At 54.8% G+C, this 25,553-nt stretch carries 17 protein-coding genes; 13 read left to right on the top strand and 4 right to left on the bottom strand.

What is annotated here, in order from left to right:
* Positions 1-46 precede the first annotated feature (46 nt).
* The 4 genes from RJP21_RS12245 to kduI all read right to left on the bottom strand — a co-directional run bounded on the left by RJP21_RS12245 (position 47) and on the right by kduI (position 3,133).
* Positions 47-358, bottom strand: coding sequence for an NUDIX hydrolase (locus tag RJP21_RS12245; RefSeq protein WP_310859537.1), 312 nt, complete (start codon positions 356-358; stop codon positions 47-49).
* 222 nt (positions 359-580) lie between these two features.
* Positions 581-1,333 carry a 2-dehydro-3-deoxy-D-gluconate 5-dehydrogenase KduD gene (kduD, locus tag RJP21_RS12250; protein ID WP_310859538.1) on the bottom strand — a complete coding sequence of 251 codons (753 nt, stop codon included), beginning with the start codon at positions 1,331-1,333 and terminating at the stop codon, positions 581-583.
* Positions 1,334-1,365: 32 nt separating this feature from the next.
* On the bottom strand, positions 1,366-2,130 hold the full coding sequence (locus tag RJP21_RS12255) for a DeoR/GlpR family DNA-binding transcription regulator (protein ID WP_310859539.1): 765 nt from the start codon (positions 2,128-2,130) through the stop codon (positions 1,366-1,368).
* 169 nt (positions 2,131-2,299) lie between these two features.
* Positions 2,300-3,133 (bottom strand): 5-dehydro-4-deoxy-D-glucuronate isomerase, encoded by an 834-nt coding sequence (gene kduI, locus RJP21_RS12260; RefSeq protein WP_212957631.1) that lies wholly within the window; start codon positions 3,131-3,133, stop codon positions 2,300-2,302.
* Between the two features lie 283 nt (positions 3,134-3,416).
* On the opposite strand from kduI, the gene RJP21_RS12265 reads away from it, so the two are divergent.
* The 13 genes from RJP21_RS12265 (at position 3,417) to RJP21_RS12325 (ending at position 25,346) form a co-directional block, all read left to right on the top strand.
* Positions 3,417-4,607: a glycine C-acetyltransferase gene (locus tag RJP21_RS12265; RefSeq protein WP_310859540.1), complete on the top strand. Its 1,191-nt coding sequence runs from the start codon at positions 3,417-3,419 to the stop codon at positions 4,605-4,607.
* Between the two features lie 58 nt (positions 4,608-4,665).
* Positions 4,666-5,628, top strand: a complete 963-nt coding sequence (locus tag RJP21_RS12270; protein ID WP_310859541.1) for an L-threonine 3-dehydrogenase — start codon at positions 4,666-4,668, stop codon at positions 5,626-5,628.
* Positions 5,629-5,852: 224 nt separating this feature from the next.
* Complete coding sequence (locus RJP21_RS12275; protein ID WP_310859542.1) at positions 5,853-7,667, top strand: S9 family peptidase; 1,815 nt, start codon at positions 5,853-5,855, stop codon at positions 7,665-7,667.
* Positions 7,668-7,928: 261 nt separating this feature from the next.
* Positions 7,929-9,056, top strand: coding sequence for a GntR family transcriptional regulator (locus RJP21_RS12280; RefSeq protein ID WP_310859543.1), 1,128 nt, complete (start codon positions 7,929-7,931; stop codon positions 9,054-9,056).
* Between the two features lie 508 nt (positions 9,057-9,564).
* Positions 9,565-10,974 carry an ABC transporter substrate-binding protein gene (locus RJP21_RS12285; protein WP_310859884.1) on the top strand — a complete coding sequence of 470 codons (1,410 nt, stop codon included), beginning with the start codon at positions 9,565-9,567 and terminating at the stop codon, positions 10,972-10,974.
* A gap of 91 nt (positions 10,975-11,065) precedes the next feature.
* Positions 11,066-14,038: an extracellular solute-binding protein gene (locus RJP21_RS12290; protein WP_310859544.1), complete on the top strand. Its 2,973-nt coding sequence runs from the start codon at positions 11,066-11,068 to the stop codon at positions 14,036-14,038.
* A gap of 68 nt (positions 14,039-14,106) precedes the next feature.
* Positions 14,107-15,015, top strand: a complete 909-nt coding sequence (locus tag RJP21_RS12295; RefSeq protein ID WP_310859885.1) for a carbohydrate ABC transporter permease — start codon at positions 14,107-14,109, stop codon at positions 15,013-15,015.
* Between the two features lie 2 nt (positions 15,016-15,017).
* Entirely contained in the window at positions 15,018-15,890 is an 873-nt protein-coding gene (locus RJP21_RS12300; RefSeq protein ID WP_310859545.1) for a carbohydrate ABC transporter permease, read from the top strand.
* Between the two features lie 15 nt (positions 15,891-15,905).
* Positions 15,906-17,963, top strand: coding sequence for a YIP1 family protein (locus tag RJP21_RS12305; RefSeq protein ID WP_310859546.1), 2,058 nt, complete (start codon positions 15,906-15,908; stop codon positions 17,961-17,963).
* Between the two features lie 21 nt (positions 17,964-17,984).
* Positions 17,985-20,567, top strand: a complete 2,583-nt coding sequence (locus RJP21_RS12310; protein ID WP_310859547.1) for a DUF5696 domain-containing protein — start codon at positions 17,985-17,987, stop codon at positions 20,565-20,567.
* Position 20,568: 1 nt separating this feature from the next.
* Entirely contained in the window at positions 20,569-21,465 is an 897-nt protein-coding gene (locus RJP21_RS12315; protein ID WP_160040015.1) for a carbohydrate ABC transporter permease, read from the top strand.
* Positions 21,466-21,480: 15 nt separating this feature from the next.
* Complete coding sequence (locus RJP21_RS12320; protein WP_310859548.1) at positions 21,481-22,434, top strand: carbohydrate ABC transporter permease; 954 nt, start codon at positions 21,481-21,483, stop codon at positions 22,432-22,434.
* Positions 22,435-22,517: 83 nt separating this feature from the next.
* Positions 22,518-25,346 (top strand): alpha-mannosidase, encoded by a 2,829-nt coding sequence (locus RJP21_RS12325; RefSeq protein WP_483874788.1) that lies wholly within the window; start codon positions 22,518-22,520, stop codon positions 25,344-25,346.
* Positions 25,347-25,553: the final 207 nt, after the last annotated feature.

The following is a 25,553-nucleotide window of genomic DNA, read 5'->3' on the forward strand; positions in this document are numbered from 1 at the left end:
TTTTTTAACAGTTACGATCAAGCTTTTTGGAGCCGGCTTATTCCTTTCACTGCTGCAAAATGCCGCTCATTTTGACCTGTTCGATCATATGCCCAATATTGCCTTCGCCCGCGTACAAGGTCATGTCGAAAAAGTTTTGGCCGAGGTCGGACCAATACAGCTCGTTTTCATCTCCCGCGGCGATGACGCTGCTTTTCAGCCTGCCGGCATATACTTCGACATAACATTGCTGCAGGTAGTATGTAAAATCCATGACGTGATGGAGCGTCACATCCTTTTTGGATATCCCGGTTTCCTCCAAAAGCTCCCGGTACGCGGCATCCATCCCGTGTTCGCCAGGTTCGATTTTTCCGCCCACCAGATTGCTTAATCCTTAGTAAGGCTCCTTCCGCCGCTTGCACATGAGCAGCCGGTCCATATCTTTATTGTATATCATGATAACGTTGTATCCCTGCATGATCCGATCTCCTTATAAAGCAACGTATATTTGATCATGACGATAGCATAAAAGAGGGGGGGGGCGGACAATGTTAAAAGGCGTGCCGGTCGGGAAAGCCCGATTGCACGCCTTGACTTTGTTTTATCTTGCCATCCAGCCGCCGTCCACGCAAAGGACATGCCCGTTCACATAATCCGACGCGGAGGAAGCGAGGAAAACCGCCGCGCCTTGAATGTCTTCCGGCGTACCCCAGCGTCCGGCGGGAATCCGTTCGGTGATGGAAGCTTTGCGTTTTTCGTCGGCCAAAATTTGCGCCGTATTGTCCGTGACCATATACCCCGGCGCAATGCCGTTGACCTGAACGCCGCTGGCCGCCCATTCGTTGGCAAACGCTTTGGTCAAGCCGGCGACGCCGTGTTTGCTTGCCGTATACCCCGGCACGTTGATGCCGCCCTGGTACGACAGCATGGAGCAAATGTTGATGATTTTGCCGCTGCCGCGCGCGATCATATGCCTGCCGGCGATTTGCGACAGCAGGAACACGGAGTTCAGGTTGAGGTCGATGACGTCGAACCAGTCTTTTTCGCTGTGGTCTTTGGCCGGCGTCCGGCGGATGGTGCCTGCATTGTTGACGAGAATGTCGATGCTGCCCGTCAGCTGCAAAGCTTCGTCGAACACCGCCTGAAGCCCGGACGCGTCGCTTAAATCGGCTTTGATCGCCGCGGCTTTGCGCCCGATGGCTTTTGCTTTTTCGACGGCCGCCTCGGATGAACCGCGGGCCACGCACACCACGTTCGCGCCGGCTTCGGCGAGACCGGTCGCGATGGCCTGCCCCAGGCCGCCGGAGGTTCCGGTAACCAGCGCTGTTTTGCCTTCCAAATTAAACAGATTCATGCTTTCATCCGCTCCTTGACTAGACTAGTAATTCAGCGGTCTTCCGCGAGCTCGATCGGAACGCCGGCTTTTTGGTATTCCGCTAGCACCGTTTCCGGCAGTCCGTCGTCCGTAATCAGGCCGTGCAGCTCCTCCAGCCGGGCGAAGGTCCGGAGCGCGGTTTGTCCGAATTTATGATGATCCGCCACCGCGATGGTTTCGCGGGCGGTATCGACGAGCGCCCGCTTGAATGCGATCAATTCGCCGGTGTAGACGGACAGGCCATGCTCCAAATGGACGCCGGTCGCGGAAATAAACGCTTTTTGTATGTTCAGCTCTTTGACATACGCCACGGCTTCGGGGCCGGTGAGTATGTTACGTACCCGGTACCCTCCGGGAACCACGAGATGGATATGGTCTTTCCTGGAAAGCTCGCTGATGATATATACGTCATTCGTAATGACCGTATACGGCTGGTTGGGCAGAAGGCGGGCGATTTCCAGCGTCGTGCTGCCGCCGTCAAGGGCGATGATATCGCCTTGCCGAATATGGTTTAAGGCAGCCTGCGCGATGCTTTTTTTCATGTCCAAATGTTTGGATATCGGTTCCTTGGACGGCAGGATGCCGAACTGGTCCGCCTGGGCCAAAACGGCGCCGCCGTGAACGCGGCGGATCAGACCTTGCTCCTCAAGCCTGGTCAGGTCCTCGCGGATCGTTTTGCCCGTCACCTTCAATATGTCGCTTAACTCCGCCACCGTGACCTCTTTGTTCGTCAGCAGCGCTTCCATAATCTTCTCGTGCCGCAGTATCGGGTTCATGAACAAGCCTCATTTCGAATCAGGGATAAACTTGGTTTTTACGAAAATATTGCAAAATTCCAAATAGCGACTTTCAATCGGCGATATAGAGAGCGAAACGGTTTCGTACGTCTATATTTTGGATCAGGAAGCAGCCGGAATCGAAGTTTGCAAAATTCTGCTGTAAATCTTATTTTAATTCCTTCATGTCTACCGGGTCCATATCGGAATAAATTTTGTTGTCCCCGGCCATGCCCCAAATGAACGTATAATTGCTCGTGCCGACGCCGCTGTGGATCGACCAGCTCGGGGAGATGACGGCTTGCTCGTTCCGCATGACGATATGGCGCGTTTCGCTTGGCTCGCCCATCAAATGGAACACGACGGCGTCCTCCGGAAGGTCGAAATACATATACGCCTCCATCCGGCGCGGATGCACGTGGGCAGGCATCGTATTCCACATGTTGCCCGTTTTCAAGAGCGTCATGCCCATCACCAGCTGGGAGCTTTGAATGCCGTTCTGATGGATGAAACGGTAAATGGTCCGTTCGTTGGAATTTTCGATCGAGCCAAGATCGGCCGATTCCGCCTCGGCGAGCGTCGCTTTTTGCGTTGGGTAGGTTTGATGCGCAGGCGCGGAATTCAGGTAAAACTTCGCAGGTTTGGCGGCATCTTCGCTTTTGAAAACGACTTCCTTGTTGCCCATGCCGACAAACAGGCATTCCTTGTGGTCAAGCTCGTAAGATTCGCCTTCGACGACGACGACGCCTTTGCCGCCGACATTAATGATGCCGATTTCCCTGCGTTCCAAAAAGTAACCGACTCCAAGCTCCTTCAAATCCACGTCGAGGCGGACCGATTCGTTTACCGGATACGCGCCGCCGATAATCATGCGGTCTTCGTGCGTCAGCACAAGCTCAAGACGGTCCGGAGTGAACAGCACCGGAATGTGGAATTCCCCGCGCAAACGCGCCGTATCAAATTGCTTGACTTCCCGTGGATGCGATGCATATCTTCTTTCCAAAAGAAACACTCCCTTTTCGTTCATTTATGTTCATATCGTTCATATACGTTCACTTTATTCCTTTTCCGTACGTTTTGCAACCGATTTTTTGGTATCTGCCCGCTGGATGATTCCGGCGCAGCGGATAGGGTTAAAAAATATTTTGGAAACGATGTCCTTGGTGGATGTACAAATCAGAAAAAAGGTGCTACATTGAATATAGTTAATCGCTTGTATATAAAGGATTCTTAATGATATTAACGTCCGCCATTGGAGGACATATGTATATTTGGGAGGGATTCGCATGCCGAGTCATTCACTGGACCGGTTTTTAACGGAAAACATCGAAGATTTGAAAAGCAAAGGTTTGTACAACGTCATCGACCCGCTTCAAGGACCCAACGGACCGACCATTCTCATCGGAGGGAAAACGCTGATCAACTTGTCCTCGAACAATTATTTGGGACTCGCGACGGACGAAAGATTGGTAAGCGCATCCATCGAGGCGACAAAAACGTACGGCGCCGGGGCCGGAGCGGTCCGGACGATCAACGGCACCTTGGAATTGCACCTGGAGCTGGAACGCAAGCTGGCCGAATTCAAGCATACGGAAGCGGTCATCGCTTACCAGTCCGGCTTCAACTGCAACATGGCGGCCATTTCCGCGGTCATGGACAAAAACGACGCCATCCTGTCGGATGAGCTGAACCATGCTTCCATCATCGACGGGTGCCGCCTGTCGAAGGCGAAAATCATCCGCTTCAAGCACTCGGATATGGAAGATTTGAGAGCGCAGGCCAAAGCCGCAAAGGAATCCGGCTTGTACAACAAAATCATGGTCATCACGGACGGGGTGTTTTCGATGGACGGCGACATCGCGAAGCTGCCGGAGATCGTGCAAATCGCCGAAGAATTCGACCTGATCACGTACGTGGATGACGCGCACGGTTCCGGAGTATTGGGCGAAGGAGCCGGCACGGTGAAGCATTTCGGCTTGTCGGACCGGATCGATTTCCAAATCGGCACCCTTTCGAAAGCGATCGGCGTCGTCGGCGGTTACGTGGCCGGTTCGAAAAAATTGATCGAATGGCTGAAGCTGAGAAGCCGCCCGTTCCTCTTTTCGACAGCTTTGCCGCCTGCGCCCGTGGCTGCGTGCATCGCGTCGGTGGACATTTTGATGAACGACAAAACGCTGATCAAGAAGCTGTGGGAGAACGGGGATTATTTGAAACAAGGCTTGAAAAAGCTCGGCTTCGACATCGGAAACAGCGAAACGCCGATTACGCCATGCATTATCGGGGATGAAGTGAAAACCCAAGAGTTCAGCAAACGGTTGTACGAGGAAGGCGTTTACGCCAAAGCGATCGTGTTCCCGACGGTGCCGAAAGGAACCGGACGGATCCGGAACATGCCTACGGCCGCCCACGGCCAGGAGATGCTGGACCAGGTTCTGGGCGTTTACGAAAAAGTCGGCAAGGAGCTCGGGATCATTTAACCTTGAGTCGTCCAAAATGCGAATTCCGGTTGCGGGGAAGCAATAGGGAGGAATAACGATGAAAAACATATTGGTGACGGGAGCGCTGGGACAAATCGGATCCGAATTGGTCGCCAAATTGAGACATATCTACGGCGCCGACCGCGTCGTTGCGACCGATATCCGGATGTCCGGACACGAGGTCACGCGCTCCGGCCCTTTTGAGACGTTGGATGTGACCGACGGCAAAGCGATGCTCGAAATTGCCAAGCGGCATCAGGTGGACACGATCATACATCTGGCGGCGCTGCTTTCCGCCACGGCGGAGGAAAAGCCGCTGCTGGCCTGGAACCTGAACATGGGCGGGCTGGTCAATGCCCTCGAAGTGGCGAGGGAACTCGGATGCCAGTTTTTCACGCCAAGCTCGATCGGGGCCTTCGGGCCTTCGACGCCGAAAAGCCATACGCCGCAGGACACCATTCAGCGCCCGACGACGATGTACGGCGTAAACAAAGTGTCGGGCGAATTGCTGTGCGACTACTATTTTCATAAATACGGCCTGGATACGAGGGGACTGCGGTTTCCGGGCCTCATCTCGTACGTAACCCCTCCCGGCGGAGGCACGACCGATTATGCGGTCGAAATCTATTATGATGCCGTCAGCAAAGGGCGGTATACGTCGTTTATCGGTCAAGGCACCTACATGGACATGATGTACATGCCGGATGCGCTGGATGCGATCGTGCAGCTGATGGAAGCGGACGGCTCGAAGCTGAAGCACCGGAACGCGTTTAACGTGACGGCGATGAGCGTCGATCCGGAGGCGATCGCCGCCTCCATCCGGAAGGTGCTGCCGTCCTTCGTGCTGGAATACGACGTCGATCCGAAGAGACAGGCTATCGCCGAGAGCTGGCCGGACTGCATCGACGCAACCGCCGCTGCCGAAGAATGGGGCTTCCGGGCAAAATACGGCCTCGATGCGATGACGGCGGATATGCTGAGCCAGCTTGGCGCCAAGGAACGGATGGCCCGGAACGCCTGAGATTTTCGGGATGGAATAATGGAATAAAGCAGCATGCAGCAGCTCAAAACACGCAGCCTGCCTTGCCCTTCGATGGGCGAAGGCAGGCTGTTTTTTTAGGGCGAAAACAAGACGATCGCCGGCTTTCTTGAAGTGGTCATACCGGTCGCGGATGGTCTATAATATGAAGCAAGCCCCGGTTTGACCGGAGGTCAATTTTCAGGGAGACAGGAGCTGTATAATCCATGATTTCATTTCCGAAGCCTGATGTGGAGCAGTTTTTCCAGACGTACCTTATTCGGTCGTTTGGGGTAAGCAAGGATGAATCGCGGCTGGTGTTCAGCAGCACATTAAACGGCAAGTTCAATTTGTGGGCGATGGATTTGAATAGGGAAACTTCGTATCCGTATCCGCTGACCTACAACGACCAGATGTGCAATTTCATTAAGCTGGACCCGCAGGGCCGGCATCTATTGACCGGTTTTGACCGAGACGGGGACGAAAATTACCAGCTGCACGCCCTTCGCTGGAACGGCGGCGAACCGATGCCGCTATTCGAGAACGTCTCTCCGGACGATAAGCATGAATTCGTGCATTTGTCCGAGGACGGCAAACGCCTTTATTACACGACCTCCAAAGATAATCCGAACTTCCTCAATTCCCGCGTCTACGATTTGGAAACGAAGCAGGATCGCCTGATTTTGGAGGGCCGGGATACGGTCACCGAGATTTCCGCCGTCAGCCCGGATGAGAAGACGTTTGCTTACACGAAAATTTACGCCAACACCCACTACGTAAGTTATGTTTTGCTTGAAGACGGCAAAGAGATTTGCCTCACGCCTTCTCCGGAGCAGCCGCATATGTCCGCCAACGTGCAGTTCCTGGACAACGACAACGTCGTGTTCGCCACGGATTTTGACTCGGATTTTACATACATGGCGCATTACAACATCAAGGAAGGGACCTTTAAACGGCTGTGCGAGATCGATCGGGAATCGATCAGTGCGCTACGTTTGCATAAGGAGGCGCAAATCGTTTACGTCGTGACGGAAAAAGGCGTCGAGGACCGGCTGTACGCATACTCCCTGAAATCCGGAGAGCTTGCTCCCATTCCGCTTCCGGTGGATATTGTCGAGCAGATCGCCGTCGCGGCTTCCGGCAGCCTGTATATGTTGGGACGCGGCGCGGTCAAACCGCTGAACATCTACCGTTATGACGGCAGCGGGTGGACGATGCTTACGAAAAACGTGCTGACCGGGCTCACGGAAGAGGATCTTGTGGCGCCGGAAACGGTGACCTACAAATCATTTGACGGGATGGAGATCGAAGCGCTTTTGTTCCGCGCGAAAGCGGAAACCGCAAACGGCTGCACGGTTTTTTGGCCGCACGGCGGGCCGCAGGCGGCGGAGCGCAAGCAGTTCCGCGCGATGTTCCAATACATCCTTGCCCATGGTTACAACATTTTCTGCCCGAATTTCCGCGGCAGCACCGGCTACGGCAGCTCGTTCACGAAGCTGGTCGAGCAGGATTGGGGCGAAGGCCCGCGCAAGGATTGCCTGGCGGGGATGGATTGGCTGTTCGATCAGGGCATTTCGAGCCCGGAGCGGCTGTTTGTGGTCGGAGGCAGCTACGGCGGTTATATGACGCTGCTGCTTGCCGGACGGAATCCGGAATATTTCAAAGCGGCCATCGACATTTTCGGCGTCAGCAACCTGTTTTCGTTCCATGGTTCGGTGCCGGATCATTGGAAGCCGATCATGGAGCAGTGGCTGGGCGATCCGGAACGGGATCGCGAACGTTTCGTCAAGGACTCTCCGATTACGTACCTCGACCAAATGGTAAATCCGATGCTCATTATTCAAGGGGCCAACGACCCGCGCGTTGTCAAAGCCGAATCGGATCAAATCGTGGAGGCGCTGCGGGCTAAAGGGCGCGACGTGGAATATATCGTCTTTGACGACGAAGGCCACGGCATCACGAAGAAAGCGAACGAAAAAATCGCTTATGCGCGGATGGTCGAGTTCCTGAACCGTTTTCAATTCGCAGTGAGCAAACCTTAAACGGGAAGCTCCCATGAGTTTCGGTTTTGATCCGATGGATCGAATCGAATAAGACATGCTGCGGCGGCCTGCACCGGCGATATTTTGCCGGCTTGGGCCGCCTTATTTCGGAGCATTATAAACGCGGCAATGCCTTTGCCGCAACCTACATAGAACCTTGGATTCAAATTTGGTATATGGTTTGCATAATTTAAGCTTAATTTGATATAATCAACCGAGGCAATAGCATGTGAATAAAAGGACAGACTGGAAGTGAGTGGGATGCAGTCAAGCCAAAAACCGCTGTACTTGATCATCATGGAAGACTTGAAGGAAAAGATCCTCTCCGGTCACTATAAAGAAGACGAGCAGCTTCCGACCGAAGTGGAGCTGGCCGAGTTGTCCGGCGTCAGCCGGATCACGTCCAAGAGAGCTTTGATCGAGCTGGAGCGCGAAGGCCTGATCTACCGCAAACGCGGCAGCGGGAGCTACGTGAAAAGGCAGGAGCCGAAGGGCGCGTTCGAAGGCGCGGCATCCGCGGCGGCACCGATCATTTCCATGGTTCTGCCTTATATGGCGACAAGCGAGCTGGATTTCATTAAAGGCGCGACGGACTACCTGGATGCAAAAGGCTATTATTTGAGCATCCACAACAGCAACTGGAGCAGCGAACGCGAGCGCGAATTTTTGCTTCGGATGCCGAAAAGCGGCTCCGCAGGCATCATCCTGTACCCGATCAGCACGAACAGCAACAACGATTTGCTGAACATGCTGTATTGGAACGATTATCCGTTCGTGATGATCGACCAGTATGCGGACAGCCTGCCGGTAACGAGCGTCGTTTCCGATAACGTCATGGGCGGGTATATGACCGCCAAACATTTGCTGGAACTCGGGCATGAACGAATCGCGTTCGTTTCCAGCATCAGCATCGAGTTCCGCAGCTCGGTCCGCGACCGGTACCAGGGCTACTGCAAAGCGCTGCGGGACCACGGGATCCCGATCGATCCGGAGCTCGTCATCACCGATTTTTACCGCGAAGCCGACAAGGACGAGAGCAATACCTTTTACCGGAGGCTCGTCGGCCAAGTGATGGAGCTTGGAGCAACGGCAATCCAGGCCGAACATGACCATTTGGCCGTCGAACTGCTGCGCAGCGCTATAAGCCTCGGCATCGACGTGCCCGGACAGCTGTCCATCGCTGGGTTCGATAACCATATGATATCGAGCCTGGTCGAAGTGCCGCTGACCACCGTCGCCCAAGACTACAGCGAAATCGGCCGCAAAGCGGCGGAATGGATCGTCGGCCGGATCGAAGATCGGGAGAAATCCGGCGGGCGGACGCTCGTTCCGGTGCGGCTCATCGAAAGGGCGTCTACGTCCGTAGCGGCGAATGCCAATCCCTTATAAAACAAGCAGTTCAGAAAGCTAAAATGGTTTTCGAATAACGCAGGCTCCGGAATGTTTCCGGGGCCTGATTTTGCTTTTTGGCGAGGAAGGATGCGGCCCGGATCGCTTTGTAAATATAAAAAAGTGCAAGTTACGGCTCATGTTTCCATATATCGTAAGAAAAACTGCTTTTAGATATAATTAATATTATAAAAATGGAATATAAGATATATTCACTATTTACAAAAACTAGGCGGAAGATTATAATAACTCGTGTAAGCGGTATAAAGGATATATCTAATATGATATATAACGCAGTTTCGTTCTGATTTTCTATGGCTTCAGAATGCATGTGCATATCGCTTATTTTTTTGTGCAATTCATGTAAGCGCATTCTTTTTTGCGGGTTCCGCAAGCTGAAAAAGGGGGGATCGGTTTTATTGCTTCGGTTTCATTGGTCTTTTCTGTATTGGCGATTCAACAATTCTAATCCGAAACGGAAAAAATGGGGGATGAACGCGTGAAGAAGATGAAAGGACTCTCCATGCTGCTCGCAGCGATGCTGTTTGTATTCGTGATTGCAGGCTGCTCAGGCGGCGGCAACGGGGAAAGCGGTTCCAATGAGAGCAATAAAGCCGCGCAGCAGGAGCCTGCGCAAGAGACGGCCAAGGAGCCCGAAAAGCAGGAGCCGGCTGCGGAAGAGAAAAAAATCGACCTCGGCGGGGACACGATCAAAATCGGCGTATGGTATGACGATGCCGATCCACGACTGCTCAAGGAAAAAGGTCCTGCGGACGAAGAGCAGATCAAACTCATTGATGAAGTGGAAAAGAAATACAACACTAAAATCGAATTCGTCAAATTCGGCGATTACAACAAATACGTCGAGAACTTCACCACGACCTCCCTTTCGGGCGAGCCGTTTGCCGACATCGTGCTGCTTGAACTGTTCTGGGCTTTCCCGACGCTTGTGAACAAGGATTTTATCCAGCCGATCGACGACAAGCTTGATCTGAACGATCCGAAATACATCGACTGGATGAAAAAAGGCGGCAGCTTCAAAGGCAAGCAATACGGCATGACCGACTCCGCCCCTTCGCCATACGGTCTGTTTTACAACAAAACGCTTGTGAAAAAGCTGGGTCTTGAAGATCCGTACGAACTGCAGCAAAAAGGCGAATGGACCTGGGAGAAATTCCGCGACTTCGCCAAAAAGGCGACAAAAGACACAAACGGCGACGGCAAAACGGATATTTTCGGCATCGCCGGCGCTTACGGCAAAACCAACTATTTCACAGAGCAAATGGTTTACTCGAACAAAGGCTCCGTCGACAAGGATGCCGAAGGCAACATCAAATTCTCCTTGGACGGCGAAAACGCGATCGAAGCCTTGCAGTTCGTGTCCGATCTGTACAACAAGGATAAATCCATCATGCAGCCTGTTCCGGAAGACGCAAGCAAGGAGTTTGTCGCTGGCAAAGGGGTTATGTACGGCGGTTTCAGCTGGGAGCTCGGCGGACTGCTCGACAACATGAAAAACCAGGAGCTTGGTTACGTCTTTTTCCCGAAAGGGCCAAAATCGGATAAATATGTGTCTTATACGCCGTTCGGCAACATGTTTATGGTCGCGAAATATTCCAAGCACGCCGACGTGGCCGCAAAAATCATGGACGAAATCAGTCTGCACGATACGGGACGGAAGCTGGCACAGCAGTCATGGCAAAATTCCTATCCGAACAAGGAATCGCTTGACACGCGCAAACAAATGGCCGACAGCATCGATTACATCTCCTATTACGCCATTCCGGACGGCGGAAAGCTGTTCGAAAACGTCGTCAAAGACATCACGACAGGCAAAATCTCTCCCGCTACCGCGGTCGACAAGGTTAAGCCGCAGTTCGAAGCCAACATCAACAAGCTGCTTCAGGACAGCAAATAACCGCCCGGCAGCATAGTAACTCTGGAAAGCATGCCCCTGTTTCCTTTGCGAAAAGAAAATAGGGGCATTGCTGAAGAGAAAGGGGGAGCCCATGCACAGACCGATATTCAAGGCAGCATCCATCCTGCTTGCGGCGGCGCTGTCCGCAGGCGCAATCACCGCCGCGCTGGGACCGTCTTCCCGCGAGGTTTCGGCCTCGGCCGAACAAACGCCGGTAAAGCTGGACCTGAGCGGCATCAAGCAATCCATCAAAGCGGGCGGATACGAAGCGTACCTGTCCAATCATCAGCAAGCGGCGCCCTCAACGGAAGACGTCGTCATCGAAGGGGCCTCCTTCAGCAAGGCTGATGGGATGCAGGCTTCCGTACTGCAGGACTACCAAGGCGAGCAGGGCAAGTCGATTCTTACGGCGGATTCCGGCAGCGTGACATGGGAATTCGACGTGAAGCAGGCCGGGCTGTACAACATCCGGCTGAAAATGTTCACGGAGCCGGGGAAAGATTCCGACATCGAACGGGAGCTGGCCATCGACGGGGACGTGCCTTTTTCGGAAGCGAAAAGCCTGGTGTTCAACCGGGTATGGAAAAACGAAAAACCTTCATTCGATCGGGACGAATCCGGCAACGATCTGACGCCGGGGCAAGTGGAGGAGCATGTATGGCAGGAAGTGACTTTGAAGGACAGCACCGGCGCTTACGAAGATCCGTTCATGTTTTATTTTTCCGCAGGCAAGCACAGATTGTCGCTAACTTCCATCAAAGAACCGATGGTCATCCGCCAAATTACGCTGTCTGCGCCTTCCGGTTTGCCATCGTACGAAGAAGCGGCATCCGGATATGAGCGGCAAGGGCTGAAGCCGGCAACCGGCGTTTTTATGAAAGTGCAGGCGGAAGAGGCGTTGTATAAATCTTCGCCAAGCCTGCTACCGTACAACGACAGGTCCAATCCGGCGGTGGAACCATTCCATGTTTCGAAGCTGCGCAACAACGCCATGGGCGGATACGGCTGGAGGCTTCCGGGACAATGGATCGAGTGGGAAGTCGACGTGCCGCAGGACGGATTATACCAGATCGCCATTAAAAATCGGCAAAACTATCTGCGGGGCCTTTCCGTGCTTCGTTCGATTTACATAGACGGCAAGCTGCCGTTCAAGGAAATGCAAACCGTGCCATTCCCTTACGGCAGCGCCTGGCAGATGAAGGTGGTCGGCCCCGGCGGCGGCGAGCCGTACCTGTTTCATCTGACCCCGGGAAAACACCGGATCCGGATGGAGGTTACCCTCGGGGATATCGCTCCGATCCTGCGTTCCGTGGAATCGAATATTTTGGAATTAAACGCGATGTACCGCAAAATCATCAGCTACACGGGCACCGTTCCCGATGCGTTCCGCGACTATAACCTGGAACAACGCATTCCGGAGATGACCAAGGTGTTCCGCGACTCCAGCGAGCAGCTGGAAGCGATCGCCAAAGCGATCGAAGGCCCGTCCGGCCAAAGCGACGATCGGACCTCGATCATCCATACGGTCGCTTACCAGCTGAAAGACATGGCGGATAAGCCGGAAACGGTGCCGTCCCGCGTCGAAACGTTCAAAACCAACGTCGGCGCGCTCAGCTCATGGATGCTGACGGTGAACGAGCAGCCGCTTGCGCTCGACTATTTGATCGTCAGTTCGCCGGGGAGCAAGCTGCCTGCGGCCCAGGCCGGAACCTGGAAAAAGCTGACCGCAGGCGTGGACGCCTTTTTTGCTTCCTTTTATGAAAACTACGACGACATTTCAAGCGATGGCGATACGGGCGGCAAAAACAGCGTCTCCGTATGGGTAACGTCCGCCCGGGATCAGGCGCAGGTGATCAAACGGCTCGTCGAGGATCAATTTACGCCGCAGACGGGGATTCAGGTCAATCTGAAGCTGGTGGCGTCGGATGTGATTTTGCCTTCGACTGTTGCGGGCAAGGGACCGGACATCGCGCTGCAGATCGGAAATGATCTCCCGGTCAATTATGCAAGCCGCAGCGCGCTGCAGGATTTGTCCGCTTTCCCGGACTTCGGAGAAGTAAAGGAACGGTTTCAGGCAAGCGCTCTCGTGCCTTATGAATACAACGGGTCGTATTATGCGCTGCCGGAGCAGCAAACGTTCCCGATGCTTTTTTACCGGAAGGATATTCTTGAGGACGAGCTGCATCTGAAGGTGCCGCAAACATGGGAAGACGTATACGAGATGCTGCCGGTGCTGCAAAAGCATAATCTGCAGTTCGGCCTGCCGCAGAAGCCGCTTGATTCCCTAGGCAACGAGGTGTCGAACGCCAATATCGCCACGATGCCGCCGAACCCTGCGTTTGCGATGTTTTTGTACCAAAACCAGGGACGGTTTTACAAGGACGGCGGCAAAGCCGTCGACCTCGATTCCGAAACCGGCATCAAGGAATTCAAGCAGTGGACGGATTTTTACGTCAATTATAAAATTCCGATTTCGGTCGATTTCGCCAACCGGTTCCGTACCGGGGAAATGCCGATCGGGATCGTCGATTACACGATGTACAACAAGCTGAGCGTGTTTGCGCCCGAAATCAAAGGGTTGTGGGCTTTTGCGCCGGTACCGGGAACGCCCGGCACGGACGGCAAGCTTCATCGCGAGGTGGGCAGCAGCGGATCGGCGACCGTCATGTTCAAAGGGGCGGCAAATAAAGACGCCGCCTGGGAGTTCATGAAATGGTGGACCGGCAAAGAAACGCAAATTGCCTACGGGCGGCAAATGGAAATCCGCATGGGCGCTTCCGCCCGTTATCCGACTGCCAATAAGGAAGCGCTTGCCCAGCTCCCGTGGCCGACGCAGGATTTGCGCAAGCTGCAGGACCAGATGCAGTGGGTTCAAGGCATACCGGAAGTTCCCGGCGGTTATTTGACCGGACGAAACATCGACAATGCGTTCCGCCGCGTCGTCGTGCAGGGGGAAGACCCGCGCGAGACGATGGACAATTACGTCAGGGCGATGAATGAAGAAATCACGCTTAAGCGCAAAGAATTTAATCTCCCTACCATAGAAACGAGGGACCTTCCATGAAACAGCAAATCGCCGAACGTCCCGTCATGGCGGGGGCGAAGTTACCTAACCGGGGCGCGCCGGGGCGCATGCTCCGCAGCAAGGCCGCGCGGGTATGGACGGAAATGAAAAAAAACAAGCACGCCTACGTGCTGATGGCGCCTTATTTCCTTATTTTTTGTACCTTCACCGTCATCCCGGTGCTGTTATCCCTTGCTTTGAGCTTCACCAATTTTAATCTGTTGGAGCGGCCGCAGTGGATCGGTTGGCAAAATTACGCGAGATTGTTCGTGCAGGACGACATTTTTCTGATCGCTTTGAAAAACACGCTCCTGTTTGCCGCCATCACCGGACCGATCAGCTATATGGCCTGCTTTATTTTCGCCTGGCTGATCAACGAGCTGCCCCCCAAGCTGCGGGCCGTGCTCACGCTGGTGCTGTACGCGCCTTCCATCTCGGGCAACACCTATTTGATCTGGACGCTGCTGTTCGCCGGCGATTCCTACGGATATGCCAACTCGTTTCTGATGAAATGGGGTTTCATCATGGAGCCGATCCAGTGGCTGCAGGACACGAGATACGTGCTGATGATTCTCATTCTGGTGCAGCTGTGGCTCAGCTTGGGAACTTCCTTTCTCGCTTTTATCGCCGGGCTGCAAAACGTCGACCGGACGATGTACGAGGCGGGCAGCATCGACGGCATCCGCAACCGCTGGCAGGAGCTGTGGTTCATCACCCTTCCCGCGATGCGGCCGCAGCTCATGTTCGGCGCGGTCATTCAGATCGCTTCGGCGTTTTCCGTCGCGGAAATTTCGATCTATCTGCTCGGCTTCCCGAGCGTGGATTATGCCGCGCATACGATCGTCACCCATTTGGTCGATTACGGCACGATCCGCTTCGAAATGGGGTACGCCTCGGCCATCGCGACCGTCCTGTTCACGATCATGCTGACCGTGAACCTGATGACCCAGAAGCTTCTAGGAAAAGTGGGTGAGTAAGCGTGAAATTGGTTTTGAAAATGCCAAAACGATTGAACAGGTCCTGGGGCGTCGACATTTTGCTGTTCGTGCTGCTGGGCGGCGTTGCGTGTTTCATGGCGCTTCCGCTCGTGTTTACGATCAGCAACGCGTTTAAGCCGATCGACGAAATTTTTACGTTTCCGCCCAAATTGTTCGTGCGCCATCCGACATTCAAAAACTTTACGGACCTGGCGGGAATTTTCAGCGATTCTTGGGTGCCGTTTTCAAGATACGTGTTTAATACGTTTTTTATCGCGATCGTCGGTACGGCGGGGCATGTCATTTTGGCTTCGGCGGCGGCCTATCCGCTGGCGAAGATCCGTTTTCCGGGCAGAAGGCTCCTCTTCAGCATCGTCGTGCTTTCGCTGATGTTTACGGCATACGTGACCCAGGTTCCGAACTACATGATCATTTCGTACCTGGGGATGATCAATACGTATTGGGCCATATTGCTGCCGGCGTTCGGCATGACGCTCGGGTTGTATTTAATGAAGCAGTTCATGGAGCAGATTCCGGACGCGCTGCTCGAAGCGGGAAAAATCGACGGGGCGAGCGAATACCGCATTTATTGGCAGATCGTCATGCCGATCGTGCGGCCCGCATGGCTCACGCTGATCATTTTTTCGCTGCAAAGCCTTTGGACGAACGGTTCGGTCACGAGCCACAAATATATTTACAGCGAACAGCTGAAGACGGTGGACTATGTGTTCGGGCAAATCGCAAGCGGCGGTTTGGTCCGGACGGGACCGGTGGCGGCCGTGACGCTGCTGATGATGATCGTGCCGATCACGGTGTTTATCGTCACCCAAAGCAGCATCATTCAAACGATGTCCACGTCGGGCTTGAAGGAATAACAGGGGGGCTGACAGATGAAGAGATGGTTCGCTGCAATCATGATCGCGCTGCTTCTGGCCTCCGGCACCGAGGCGGCCCCGGCGTCGGCAAACGAAACTTACAATTATTCGTATTGGGGAACGCCGGTCCCGGCTCCCGATCCTTATGCCTTGGAGCAGGTGATTTACGGAAGCGACTGGAGCGCGGGACCGTTGTCCGCTCCCCAGGATCTGTACGCCGGTCCCGGCGGCAAGTTGTACATCGCCGATACCGGCAACAACCGGATTGTGATTTTGGATCGTGATTTGAAGCTTGCGGGAGTTGTCGGCGGTTTCGACCATGACGGGAAAAAAGACGCCTTAAGCGGGCCGCAGGGCGTTTTTGCGGATCGGGACGGGAACATGTATGTCGCCGATACGGATAACCGCCGCATTGTCGAGTTTGACAACGGCGGAAAGCTGAAAAGGATCATCCCGGAGCCGGAATCGACGCTCCTTCGGAAGGGCTTCCAGTATACGCCGACCAAGCTTGCGGTCGATAAAGCGGGACGGCTGTACGTCATCAGCCAGGGGAGTTATGAAGGCATCATGGAATTCGAGTCGGACGGGGCCTTCAGCGGCTTTATTGGCACCAACCGCGTCAAGTTCAGCCCGGTAGACCTGTTCTGGAAACGGATTTCCACAAAGGCGCAACGCGAGCAGATGCAGCAGTTTATCCCGATCGAATTCAACAATTTGGACGTGGACGAAAACGGATTTATCTATACCTCCACGTCCGAGGAAAATTCGGATCAGCCACTGAAGCGGCTCAATCCTTCCGGCACGGACATTTTGCGCAGCAAAGGTTATTTCCCGCCCAAAGGGGATGTCGGGAATCTCGAGGGCGCAAGCGTCACCGGCAGCTCGATCTTTGTTGACGTAATAGCGGATCGGGCCGGGATGTACAGCGCGCTGGATGCGAAGCGCGGCCGGGTGTTCACCTACGACAAGGACGGCAACCTGCTGTACGAATTCGGCGGTCTCGGGAGCCAGCAGGGCAATTTCCGCACGCCGGCGGCGATCGGCATGCTGGGCGACCGGATCGCCGTGCTGGATAAGGATAACAGCCGTTTGTCGGTGTTTGCGCCGACGACCTACGGCAGCCTGATCCGAAGCGCCGTGCTTGCGCTCGGCGAAGGCAAAACGGATGAGTCCACCGCGGACTGGAAGCGGGTGCTCCAGCTGAACGCGAATTTCGACGTCGCTTACATCGGCATCGGCAAATCGCTGCTCAAGCAGGGGGATAACCGCGAGGCGATGAGCTACTTCAAGCTCGGGAACAGCCGCGAGTATTATTCCGAAGCGTTCAAACGCTATCGCAAGGAAGTCGTATTCGAGCATTTCGGCACGATCGTCCTCGTCATCGCGCTGGCGATCGCCGTCGTGATCGCGGCCGTGAAGCTGGCGGGCCGTAAAACGAAGGGGCAGTTCTACCGGGAATTCGGCATCATCCGGAATCCGTTCTACACGCTGCTTCATCCGTTTAACGGGTTTTGGGAAATGAAATACGAGCGGAAGGGAAGGCTCGGCGTGGCTTTTTCCATCGTGGCGCTGCTCGTTGTAGCCATGATCGTAAAACGCCAGTGGGGAGGCTTTGTCGTCAATTTCAACAACCCGGACCAATTGAGCACGCTGAATGAGCTGAAGTTCATCCTCCTTCCGTTTTTTCTATGGTGCATCGCCAACTGGTCGCTGACGACGCTCATGGACGGGGAAGGGAAGTTCACCGAAATCATGATCGCGACGGCGTATTCCCTGCTGCCGCTGGTGCTGATTTATTTTCCGCAGGTGCTTTACAGCAACGCGATTACGGCGGATGAAAGCTCATTTTATTATTTGCTGGATACGATCGCGATGATTTGGTTCGTTTGGCTGCTGTTTACGGGCACCATGACCGTGCACCAATATTCCGCCGGGAAAACGATAGTTACGATGCTGCTGACCCTGGTGGTTATGGGGATCATCATCTTCCTTGGCGTGCTTTTTTTCAGCATGCTGCAGCAAATGATCAATTTCGCAAGCTCCATCTACAGGGAAATCACGTTCAGGATGTAGCGCCAGAAGGAGGGATGGAACGTGGGCATTCGCAAAAAACAAGCGGCAGCCATCCTGTGCGCGCTGCTTTTGACGGCGGGCGCCGCAGGGGCTGCGGCCGTCATGCCGCAAGGGAAAGCGGCGGCCGAAACGGAAGCTTCGAAACAAGGCGGGGCGGCAACAGCTTCGGCAGGACAGAGCTTTTCCGTGAACCTCACGCAGCATAAGCAGGCGTCTCCGAACACGCCGGAAGAGCTTAAGGCGCTGGAAACGATGGAAGTGGCGGCGGAAAACGATCGGCTGAAGCTGTTCGTGAACCGGGAGACGGCGGAAATGGCCGTGCAGGAGAAGGAAAACGGGTACGTATGGTTCACCAATCCGCCGCAGCGAAACGAAGATCCGAAAGCGTCTCCGCTTTACAAATCCGAGCTGTCGGCGCAGGTGCTGCTTACTTACTACAACGAAAAAGGGCAAATAAACGCTTTTAACAGCTTTGACGACAGCGTGGCCAAGCAGCAGTTCAAGATGACACCCGCCGATAACGGGATCCGCGTGGATTACCGGATGGGCAACGTAAAGCAGTCCTTCCCGAACATCCCGAAAGCGATCGGCAAGGAACGGTTCGAACAGGAAATTCTCGCCAAAATCAAAGATCCGGAAAAGCGGGATGACATCAAATACAAGTTCCGCTTTGACGAAAAGAAGCAGGTATATGAAGCAAGGAAACTTCAGGATTACGTAGCGGAGGAGATGTCCGCCGTGCTGGAGGAGGCCGGTTATACCGCCGAGGATGCCGCGCAGGACAACAAAGCGAACGGGGCCGGCGAAGAGGCCGCATCCGAGGAAGCGGAATTTACCGTCCCGGTGGTTTATGCGCTGGACGGGGACAGCCTCGTCGTATGGGTTCCCGCGAAGGAGCTGAAAGCAAGCAAGTCGTTTCCGATCGCCTCGCTGCAGCTGTTAAAATTTTTCGGCGCGGCGGATACCGGAAAACAAGGATATATTTTTGTGCCCGACGGCTCCGGGGCGCTCATTCGCCTGAACAACCAAAAGCTGAACGCCGAAGGGTACGATCTGCCGATCTACGGCAATGACGGGGCTTTCGACGTGAAAGAGAAAATCCAGACGAACGAAGTATCCCGCCTGCCGGTGTTCGGGCTGAAGCAAAACGACCATGCGCTCGTCGGCATCATCGAGGACGGGGAAGCGGGCGCCAGCGTGGCGGCGGATATAAGCGGGCGCAACGATTCCTACAATACGGTCAGCGGCAAATTCCAGGTTACGGCGATGGATTATTACACGCTGTCTTCGGGCACGAAAACGAGTGCGGTGCCGATGTTTCAGACAGGCAAATATCAAGGAAACCTGCAGGTCCGGTATGCGTTTTTGTCCGGCGATGCCGCAAATTATACCGGAATGGCGGCGGCTTACCGCAGCTATATGGCGGGCCAATACGATTTAAAGCCTTTGGAGGCTTCCGCCGATAGCCCGTTTATGCTCGAACTCGAAGGGGCGTTCCAAAAACAAAAATCGCTGCTCGGCATTCCTTACCGGTCGACGGAGCCGTTGACGACCTTCGCGGAGGCGGAAACGATCGTCGGCAAGCTGAAAACCGCTGGCGTCCAAAATATCGACCTGCGGTTCGTCGGCTGGTTTAACGGCGGGATCCGCCACGCATCCCCGGACGACGTTTCTGCGGCCGGAGCTTTGGGCGGCAAGAAGGGCTTGTTGAAGCTGGCGGATTTCATGAAACGAAACGGATTCGGGTTTTACCCGGACGCCGCGTTTTTGGAAAAATACAAAGGTGCGAAAGGCGCGGCAACGCTGCTTGACCGCAGCAAGGCGGAGGTATTCGCTTATAATCCGGTGACGCATGCGAAGGATACGGGCAAGTTTTCCCACTACCTCCTTTCGCCGCGGCAGCTGCCAAAGCAGGTGGACGGATTTTTGGCCGACTACGCCAAGCTTGGCGTTCCAGGGCTGTCGCTGCGGGATTTGGGGCGCGAGGTCCATTCCGATTTCGATCCTAGCCATCCCGTCAGCAGGCAGGATTCGCAGGCGGCTTCGGTAAAGGCGATGGAGCTTCTCCGAACGAAAACCGGTTCGCTTATGGTCGAAGGCGGCAACGCGTACAGCCTGCCGTACGCCGATTGGATCGTTAACGCGCCGGAACGCAGCAGCAGGCTCAATATTACCGACGAAGAGATTCCGTTTTTCCAAATCGCGCTTCACGGCTATTTCGATATCGCCGGGGCTCCGTACAACATGGGCGAGCTGCAGAATCCGCGCCTGGCCATGCTGAAATCGCTGGAAACCGGCTCAGCCGTATATTACCAATGGTTCGCCAGCGACGCTTCCACGGTAAAGGATACGGATTATAACGGCTTGTACGCCCTGAACTATAAGGATTGGATCGACGAGGCGGCCAGGCTGTACGGCGAGTCGAACCCGGTGCTGGCGAAGGTGAGGAACCAAGTCATTACGGCCCACGTTCGCCTGGCTCCGGGCGTCGTCCGAACGACATACGAAAACGGGATAACCGTGACGGTCAATTACAACCGGGCGGCGGTGGCCGTGGACGGCCTGCAGCTTCAGCCGCAGAGCTATCACGTAGGCGGTGAATAACATGTTCAGAAAATCGTTAACCTTGTCCCAAAAAAAGCAGCTCTACGGCGTTTTGTTTGCCACGCCGCTCATATTGGGGCTTATCATCCTGTTTCTGCTGCCGCTGATCCAGTCCTTCCGGTTCAGCCTCAGCACGATCCGGCTCGTTGAAGGCGGTTTTGCCGTCGATTACAAAGGCTGGTCCAACTATTCGGGCCTGTTTACGACCAACCCGGATTATCCGCGCAAGCTGACCGAATCGGTCACGAACATGGTCGTCAACGTGCCGATCATCATCATTTTCAGCTTGTTCGCCGCCGTGCTGCTCAACCAGAAATTCCGGGGAAGGGCACTGGCGAGAGCGATCTTTTTCCTGCCGGTCATTTTGGCATCCGCAGCGATCGCCAATCTGGACATCAGCAGCTTTGTCGGCGGCTCGACCTTGTCGGGAAGCAGCGGGGGCAGCGGCGGCGGAATGCTGCAAAGCTTCGAGCTGAAAAAAATGCTGACGGACTCGGGACTTGCGCCGGTGTTCGTCAACTACATTACGGGCGCCGTTGACCGGATATATGAAATCATCAGCTCGTCCGGGGTGCAGATTCTCATTTTTCTGGCGGGGCTGCAATCAATTTCCCCGTCTTTGTACGAAGCGTCGCGGATCGAAGGGGCAACGGGTTACGAAATTTTTTGGAAGGTGACGTTTCCGATGATGACGCCGCTCATCCTGACGAATACGGTGTATTCGATCATCGATTCCTTCAGCCGTAATTCGATCAACTCCCTTATATCCGAAACGGCGTTCAAATCGTTCGAATTCGGCCAAAGCGCGGCGATGTCCTGGGTTTATTTTGCAGTGGTGACGGCGATCTTGGGCATTTCGACGGCCATCATTTCCAGAAAGGTATTCTATTATGACTGATAGGAGGAAAAGGCTATGAAATCGCCTGCCGCATACGCGGATATCATCCAGTACCGGTTTAACCCTCTGGAAAAATCCAAACTTTGGCTGTGGATAGTCGTGCGCACCGTCATGATCGTAGGCTTTTGCTTCATCATTTTGTTCCCGCTGTTTTTGCGGCTGTCGGTGGCTTTCCGCAGCAAAGTCGACATCTACGATCCGACCGTGCTTTGGATTCCGCGGCATTTTACGCTGGACAACATCAAAATCGCCATAGAGGCGACCCGATATTTCCCCGCCCTGCTGAATACGTTTTTGATCTCGGCGGGAACGACGATCATTCAGCTGGCTTCCTGCGCGCTTGCGGCCTATGCCTTTGCGAGGCTGAAGTTCCGGGGCAGCGGCCTGCTGTTCGGACTCGTCATTTTCACGATCGTGGTGCCGCCGCAGACCATCATGATTCCGCTGTATTTAACGTACCGGTATTTCGACTTATTCGGTTTGATCAAGCTTGTTACGGGCAAATCCAGCCTGAACCTGATCGACACCTTCTGGCCGTTCCTCATTTCCTCGGCGACCGCGATGGGGCTGAAAAACGGCTTGTACATCTATATTTTCCGCCAGTTTTTCCGCGGGATTCCGAAGGAGATCGAAGAGTCGGCGTTCGTGGACGGCGCGGGCGTGCTCCGAACCTTTTGGCGGATCATGCTGCCGAACGCGGTGCCCGCCATCGTTACCGTCGTCCTGTTTTCGTTCGTGTGGCAGTGGAATGACAGCTATTACGTCTCGCTTTTCCTGAGCAAGGTGAAGGTGCTTTCCACGCAGCTGATGGATATGGGATCGGCGCTCGGCAAAGAACCGGATTTGGTGTACCAGTCGATGCTCCTCAACACCGGGGTGCTGCTCCTGACCGCGCCGCTCATCATTTTGTACCTGTTTGTGCAGCGGTATTTCGTGGAAAGCGTGGAACGGACGGGCATCGTCGGTTAAACGTCTAAGACATGCGGCCCGCAACATGCGGCACGAAACGCGGATGGCGGGCCACTGGCTTTTGCTCTAGAAAAAACCACAGAATGGAGAGCGGAATATTGGCACAATCCAAAACAGTACATATCGTTTCACACACGCATTGGGACAGGGAATGGTATCTGCCTTACGAAAAACATCATGTGCGGCTGATTAAGCTGATGGACGAGCTGCTGGCCATCCTTGAAAAAGATCCGGATTTCAAAAGCTTTCATCTCGACGGGCAAACGATCATGCTGGACGATTACTTGCAGATTCGCCCGGAAAAGCGGGAACAGGTTGAAAAATATGTCCGGGAAGGCCGCATCCATGCCGGCCCTTGGTATATTTTGCAGGACGAGTTTCTGACCAGCGGCGAAGCCAATGTGCGCAATCTGCTGTACGGGCACCGGGACGCGGTCCGCTACGGCGCGGTAAGCAAAATCGGTTATTTTCCCGATTCGTTCGGCAATATGGGGCAAGCGCCGCAGCTGCTGCGGCAGGCCGGCATCGGCAACGCGTTTTTCGGCCGGGGCGTCAAGCCGACGGGCTTCAATAACGAGGTGAGCAAGACGGCGGCGTACGAATCCCCTTATTCCGAAATGATCTGGGAAGCCCCCGACGGTTCGCGGGTGCTCGGCATTTTGTTCGCCAACTGGTACAGCAACGGCAACGAAATGCCGACGGAACCCGGGGATGCGCGCGCCTACTGGGAGCAAAAGCTGAAGGATGCGGAAAGGTACGCCTCCACGCCGCATGTGTTGATGATGAACGGATGCGATCACCAGCCGGTGCAGTCGGATGCGGCAGAAGCGATCCGAACGGCGCAACGTTTGTTCCCGGCGCATCGTTTCGTCCATTCCAATCTGGCGGATTACGCTCTCGCGGTGGAAGGGACCGTGCCGGAGCATCTGTCCGTCGTACGGGGCGAGCTTCGCAGCCAGCATACGGACGGTTGGTCGACGTTGGTCAATACGGCATCCTCCCGCATCTACCTGAAGCAGATGAACAACCGGGGACAGGCGCTGTTGGAAAAGGCAGCCGAGCCGCTGGCCGTTTTCGCCCATTTGACGGGGAAAGCGCCGTACCCGCATCATTTGCTCGAATATGCCTGGAAAACGCTAATGCAAAACCATCCTCACGACAGCATTTGCGGATGCAGCGTGGACGAGGTTCATGACGAAATGGTGGCGCGGTTTGCGAAAAGCAGGCATGTGGGCGAGGCGATCGTCACCGACAGCCTGGATGTGCTTGCAGGCGACATCGATACGAGCCCGTTTCGCAATGTTCTTCGGGAGGGGGAAACGGCGTATCCGCTGGCGGTGTGGAATACGACCGGTTGGGAGCGTTCCGGCGTCGCAACGGCGGAGCTTGCGCTGGAGCGGATCTATTTCCGGAGCGGGATCGGTTTTGCCGAAATGAAAAAAACGCTGCGTACGCTGCCGATCGGACCTCTGCGGCTGGTCGATCCGGATGGAAACGAAATTCCGTTTGATGATGAGGATCTAGGAATCGCGTTTGGTTACGATTTGCCGGAGGACCGCTTCCGCCAGCCTTATTTTGAAAGAAAAATCCGGGTACGGTTCGAAGCCTTTCGGGTACCCGCGCTGGGGCATAAGGTTTTCGCCGTCATCCATGGAAAGCAAGGGGGGACCGGCTCCGATCCCCATACGGATTCATTCGAATCGGCTAACGGATCGGCCCGAAACGTCTCCGAGCGCGCTTCGCTAGTGACCGGACGAAACCGCATGGAAAACGAATATTTGGCGGTGACGATCGAAAAAAACGGCTCCCTGACCGTCTTGGACAAGGCGACCGGCCGGATTTTGCGCGATTTATGCATTTACGAGGACACCGGCGACATCGGGAACGAATATATGTACAAGCAGCCGGACGGCGATTTGCCGATTACGACGAGGGATCTTGCTGCAAGCGTCACACTGGCCGAAGACGAGCCGTTTCGGGCATCCTTCGACATTGCGCATACACTGCGAATTCCTGTCTCCGCGGACGAGACGCTCCGCAAGGAGCAGCGGGAGCTGGTATGGTTTACGGGGCGGAGCGCGGGCCGGTCTTCCGTCATGACGGAATTCCGCATTCATACCCGGGTGACGCTGGAACGCGAAGGCAAGGGCATCCTTGTCGAGTCCGCATTCGATAACCAAGCGGAAGATCATCGGCTCCGGATGTTGTTCAAGCCGGGCATCGCCGCGGAAACGCATCAGGCGGATTCCATCTTTGAAGTGGCGGAAAGAAACAATGTCCCGGCGGCGGAATGGAGGAATCCGAGCAACTGTCATCATCAGCAGGCTTTTGTTTCGCTCCGTGATGAAACGCAGGGCCTCCTGATCGCCAACCAGGGGCTGCCGGAATATGAAATCATGCAGGAGGATTCGGCGGTGATTGCCGTAACGCTGCTGAGAGCGGTTGGCGAGATGGGCGACTGGGGTCATTTTCCGACGCCCGGGGCGCAGTGCAAAGGGAAACATGCGGCACGCCTCATGATCATCCCGTTTGTCCCGGCTGAATCTGGCCGCACGGAAGCGCGTTTGGATGAAGAAGGGGCCATGATTTTGGCGCATCAATTCCAGGTGCCATGGCTGGCGCTGCAGACCGGCGTTCATGAAGGCAGCCTTCCGGCCGTCCATTCTTATCTGTCCTGGGAAGGGAAAGGTTTGATGCTTTCCGCGCTAAAAATGTCCGCCGACGGCGCTGTCGTGGCGCGCTGGTTTAATACGGCGAATGAGGAGCGGCTTCTGACGGTCAAGCCCGCCTTCCCGGTACAAGAAGCGAGACACAGCAATATTATGGAGGAGCCGCTGGATCAAGCCGACCTCGGCGCGATCGCCGCGGGACCGGCGGAGATCAAAACGATTTTGTTTCAATTGCCGTCATAGGCTGATGACAACCGCTGCGGGGACGCTTACGTCCTCTGCGGCGTTTTTTCTTTTTTCGGAATAGGAATCCGGCTCTCGGATTATCAGAACTGGACATGGCTAAAGCCATGTTTCGGACGACCGGCTCGTCTTTTCGGGAACCCGGACTTAGACCGTTTTTACGTTGACGGTTTTCGACAGTGGCGGTTAGTATAGGTTATAACTTCC

This window comes from Paenibacillus sp. VCA1 (genome assembly GCF_031583795.1).
Classification (GTDB): domain Bacteria; phylum Bacillota; class Bacilli; order Paenibacillales; family Paenibacillaceae; genus Paenibacillus_AQ; species Paenibacillus_AQ albilobatus.

Excerpts from the sequence above, each read along its gene's own strand:
- RJP21_RS12265 (WP_310859540.1), top strand. The coding sequence starts at position 3,417 with ATGCCGAGTCATTCACTGGACCGGTTTTTAACGGAAAACATCGAAGAT.
- RJP21_RS12320 (WP_310859548.1), top strand. The coding sequence starts at position 21,481 with ATGAAATCGCCTGCCGCATACGCGGATATCATCCAGTACCGGTTTAAC.
- RJP21_RS12270 (WP_310859541.1), top strand. The coding sequence starts at position 4,666 with ATGAAAAACATATTGGTGACGGGAGCGCTGGGACAAATCGGATCCGAA.
- RJP21_RS12280 (WP_310859543.1), top strand. The coding sequence starts at position 7,929 with ATGCAGTCAAGCCAAAAACCGCTGTACTTGATCATCATGGAAGACTTG.
- RJP21_RS12295 (WP_310859885.1), top strand. The coding sequence starts at position 14,107 with ATGCTCCGCAGCAAGGCCGCGCGGGTATGGACGGAAATGAAAAAAAAC.
- kduD (WP_310859538.1), bottom strand. The coding sequence starts at position 1,333 with ATGAATCTGTTTAATTTGGAAGGCAAAACAGCGCTGGTTACCGGAACC.
- RJP21_RS12325 (WP_483874788.1), top strand. The coding sequence starts at position 22,518 with ATGGAGAGCGGAATATTGGCACAATCCAAAACAGTACATATCGTTTCA.
- RJP21_RS12285 (WP_310859884.1), top strand. The coding sequence starts at position 9,565 with ATGAAAGGACTCTCCATGCTGCTCGCAGCGATGCTGTTTGTATTCGTG.
- RJP21_RS12315 (WP_160040015.1), top strand. The coding sequence starts at position 20,569 with ATGTTCAGAAAATCGTTAACCTTGTCCCAAAAAAAGCAGCTCTACGGC.
- RJP21_RS12275 (WP_310859542.1), top strand. The coding sequence starts at position 5,853 with ATGATTTCATTTCCGAAGCCTGATGTGGAGCAGTTTTTCCAGACGTAC.
- RJP21_RS12305 (WP_310859546.1), top strand. The coding sequence starts at position 15,906 with ATGAAGAGATGGTTCGCTGCAATCATGATCGCGCTGCTTCTGGCCTCC.
- RJP21_RS12290 (WP_310859544.1), top strand. The coding sequence starts at position 11,066 with ATGCACAGACCGATATTCAAGGCAGCATCCATCCTGCTTGCGGCGGCG.
- RJP21_RS12255 (WP_310859539.1), bottom strand. The coding sequence starts at position 2,130 with ATGAACCCGATACTGCGGCACGAGAAGATTATGGAAGCGCTGCTGACG.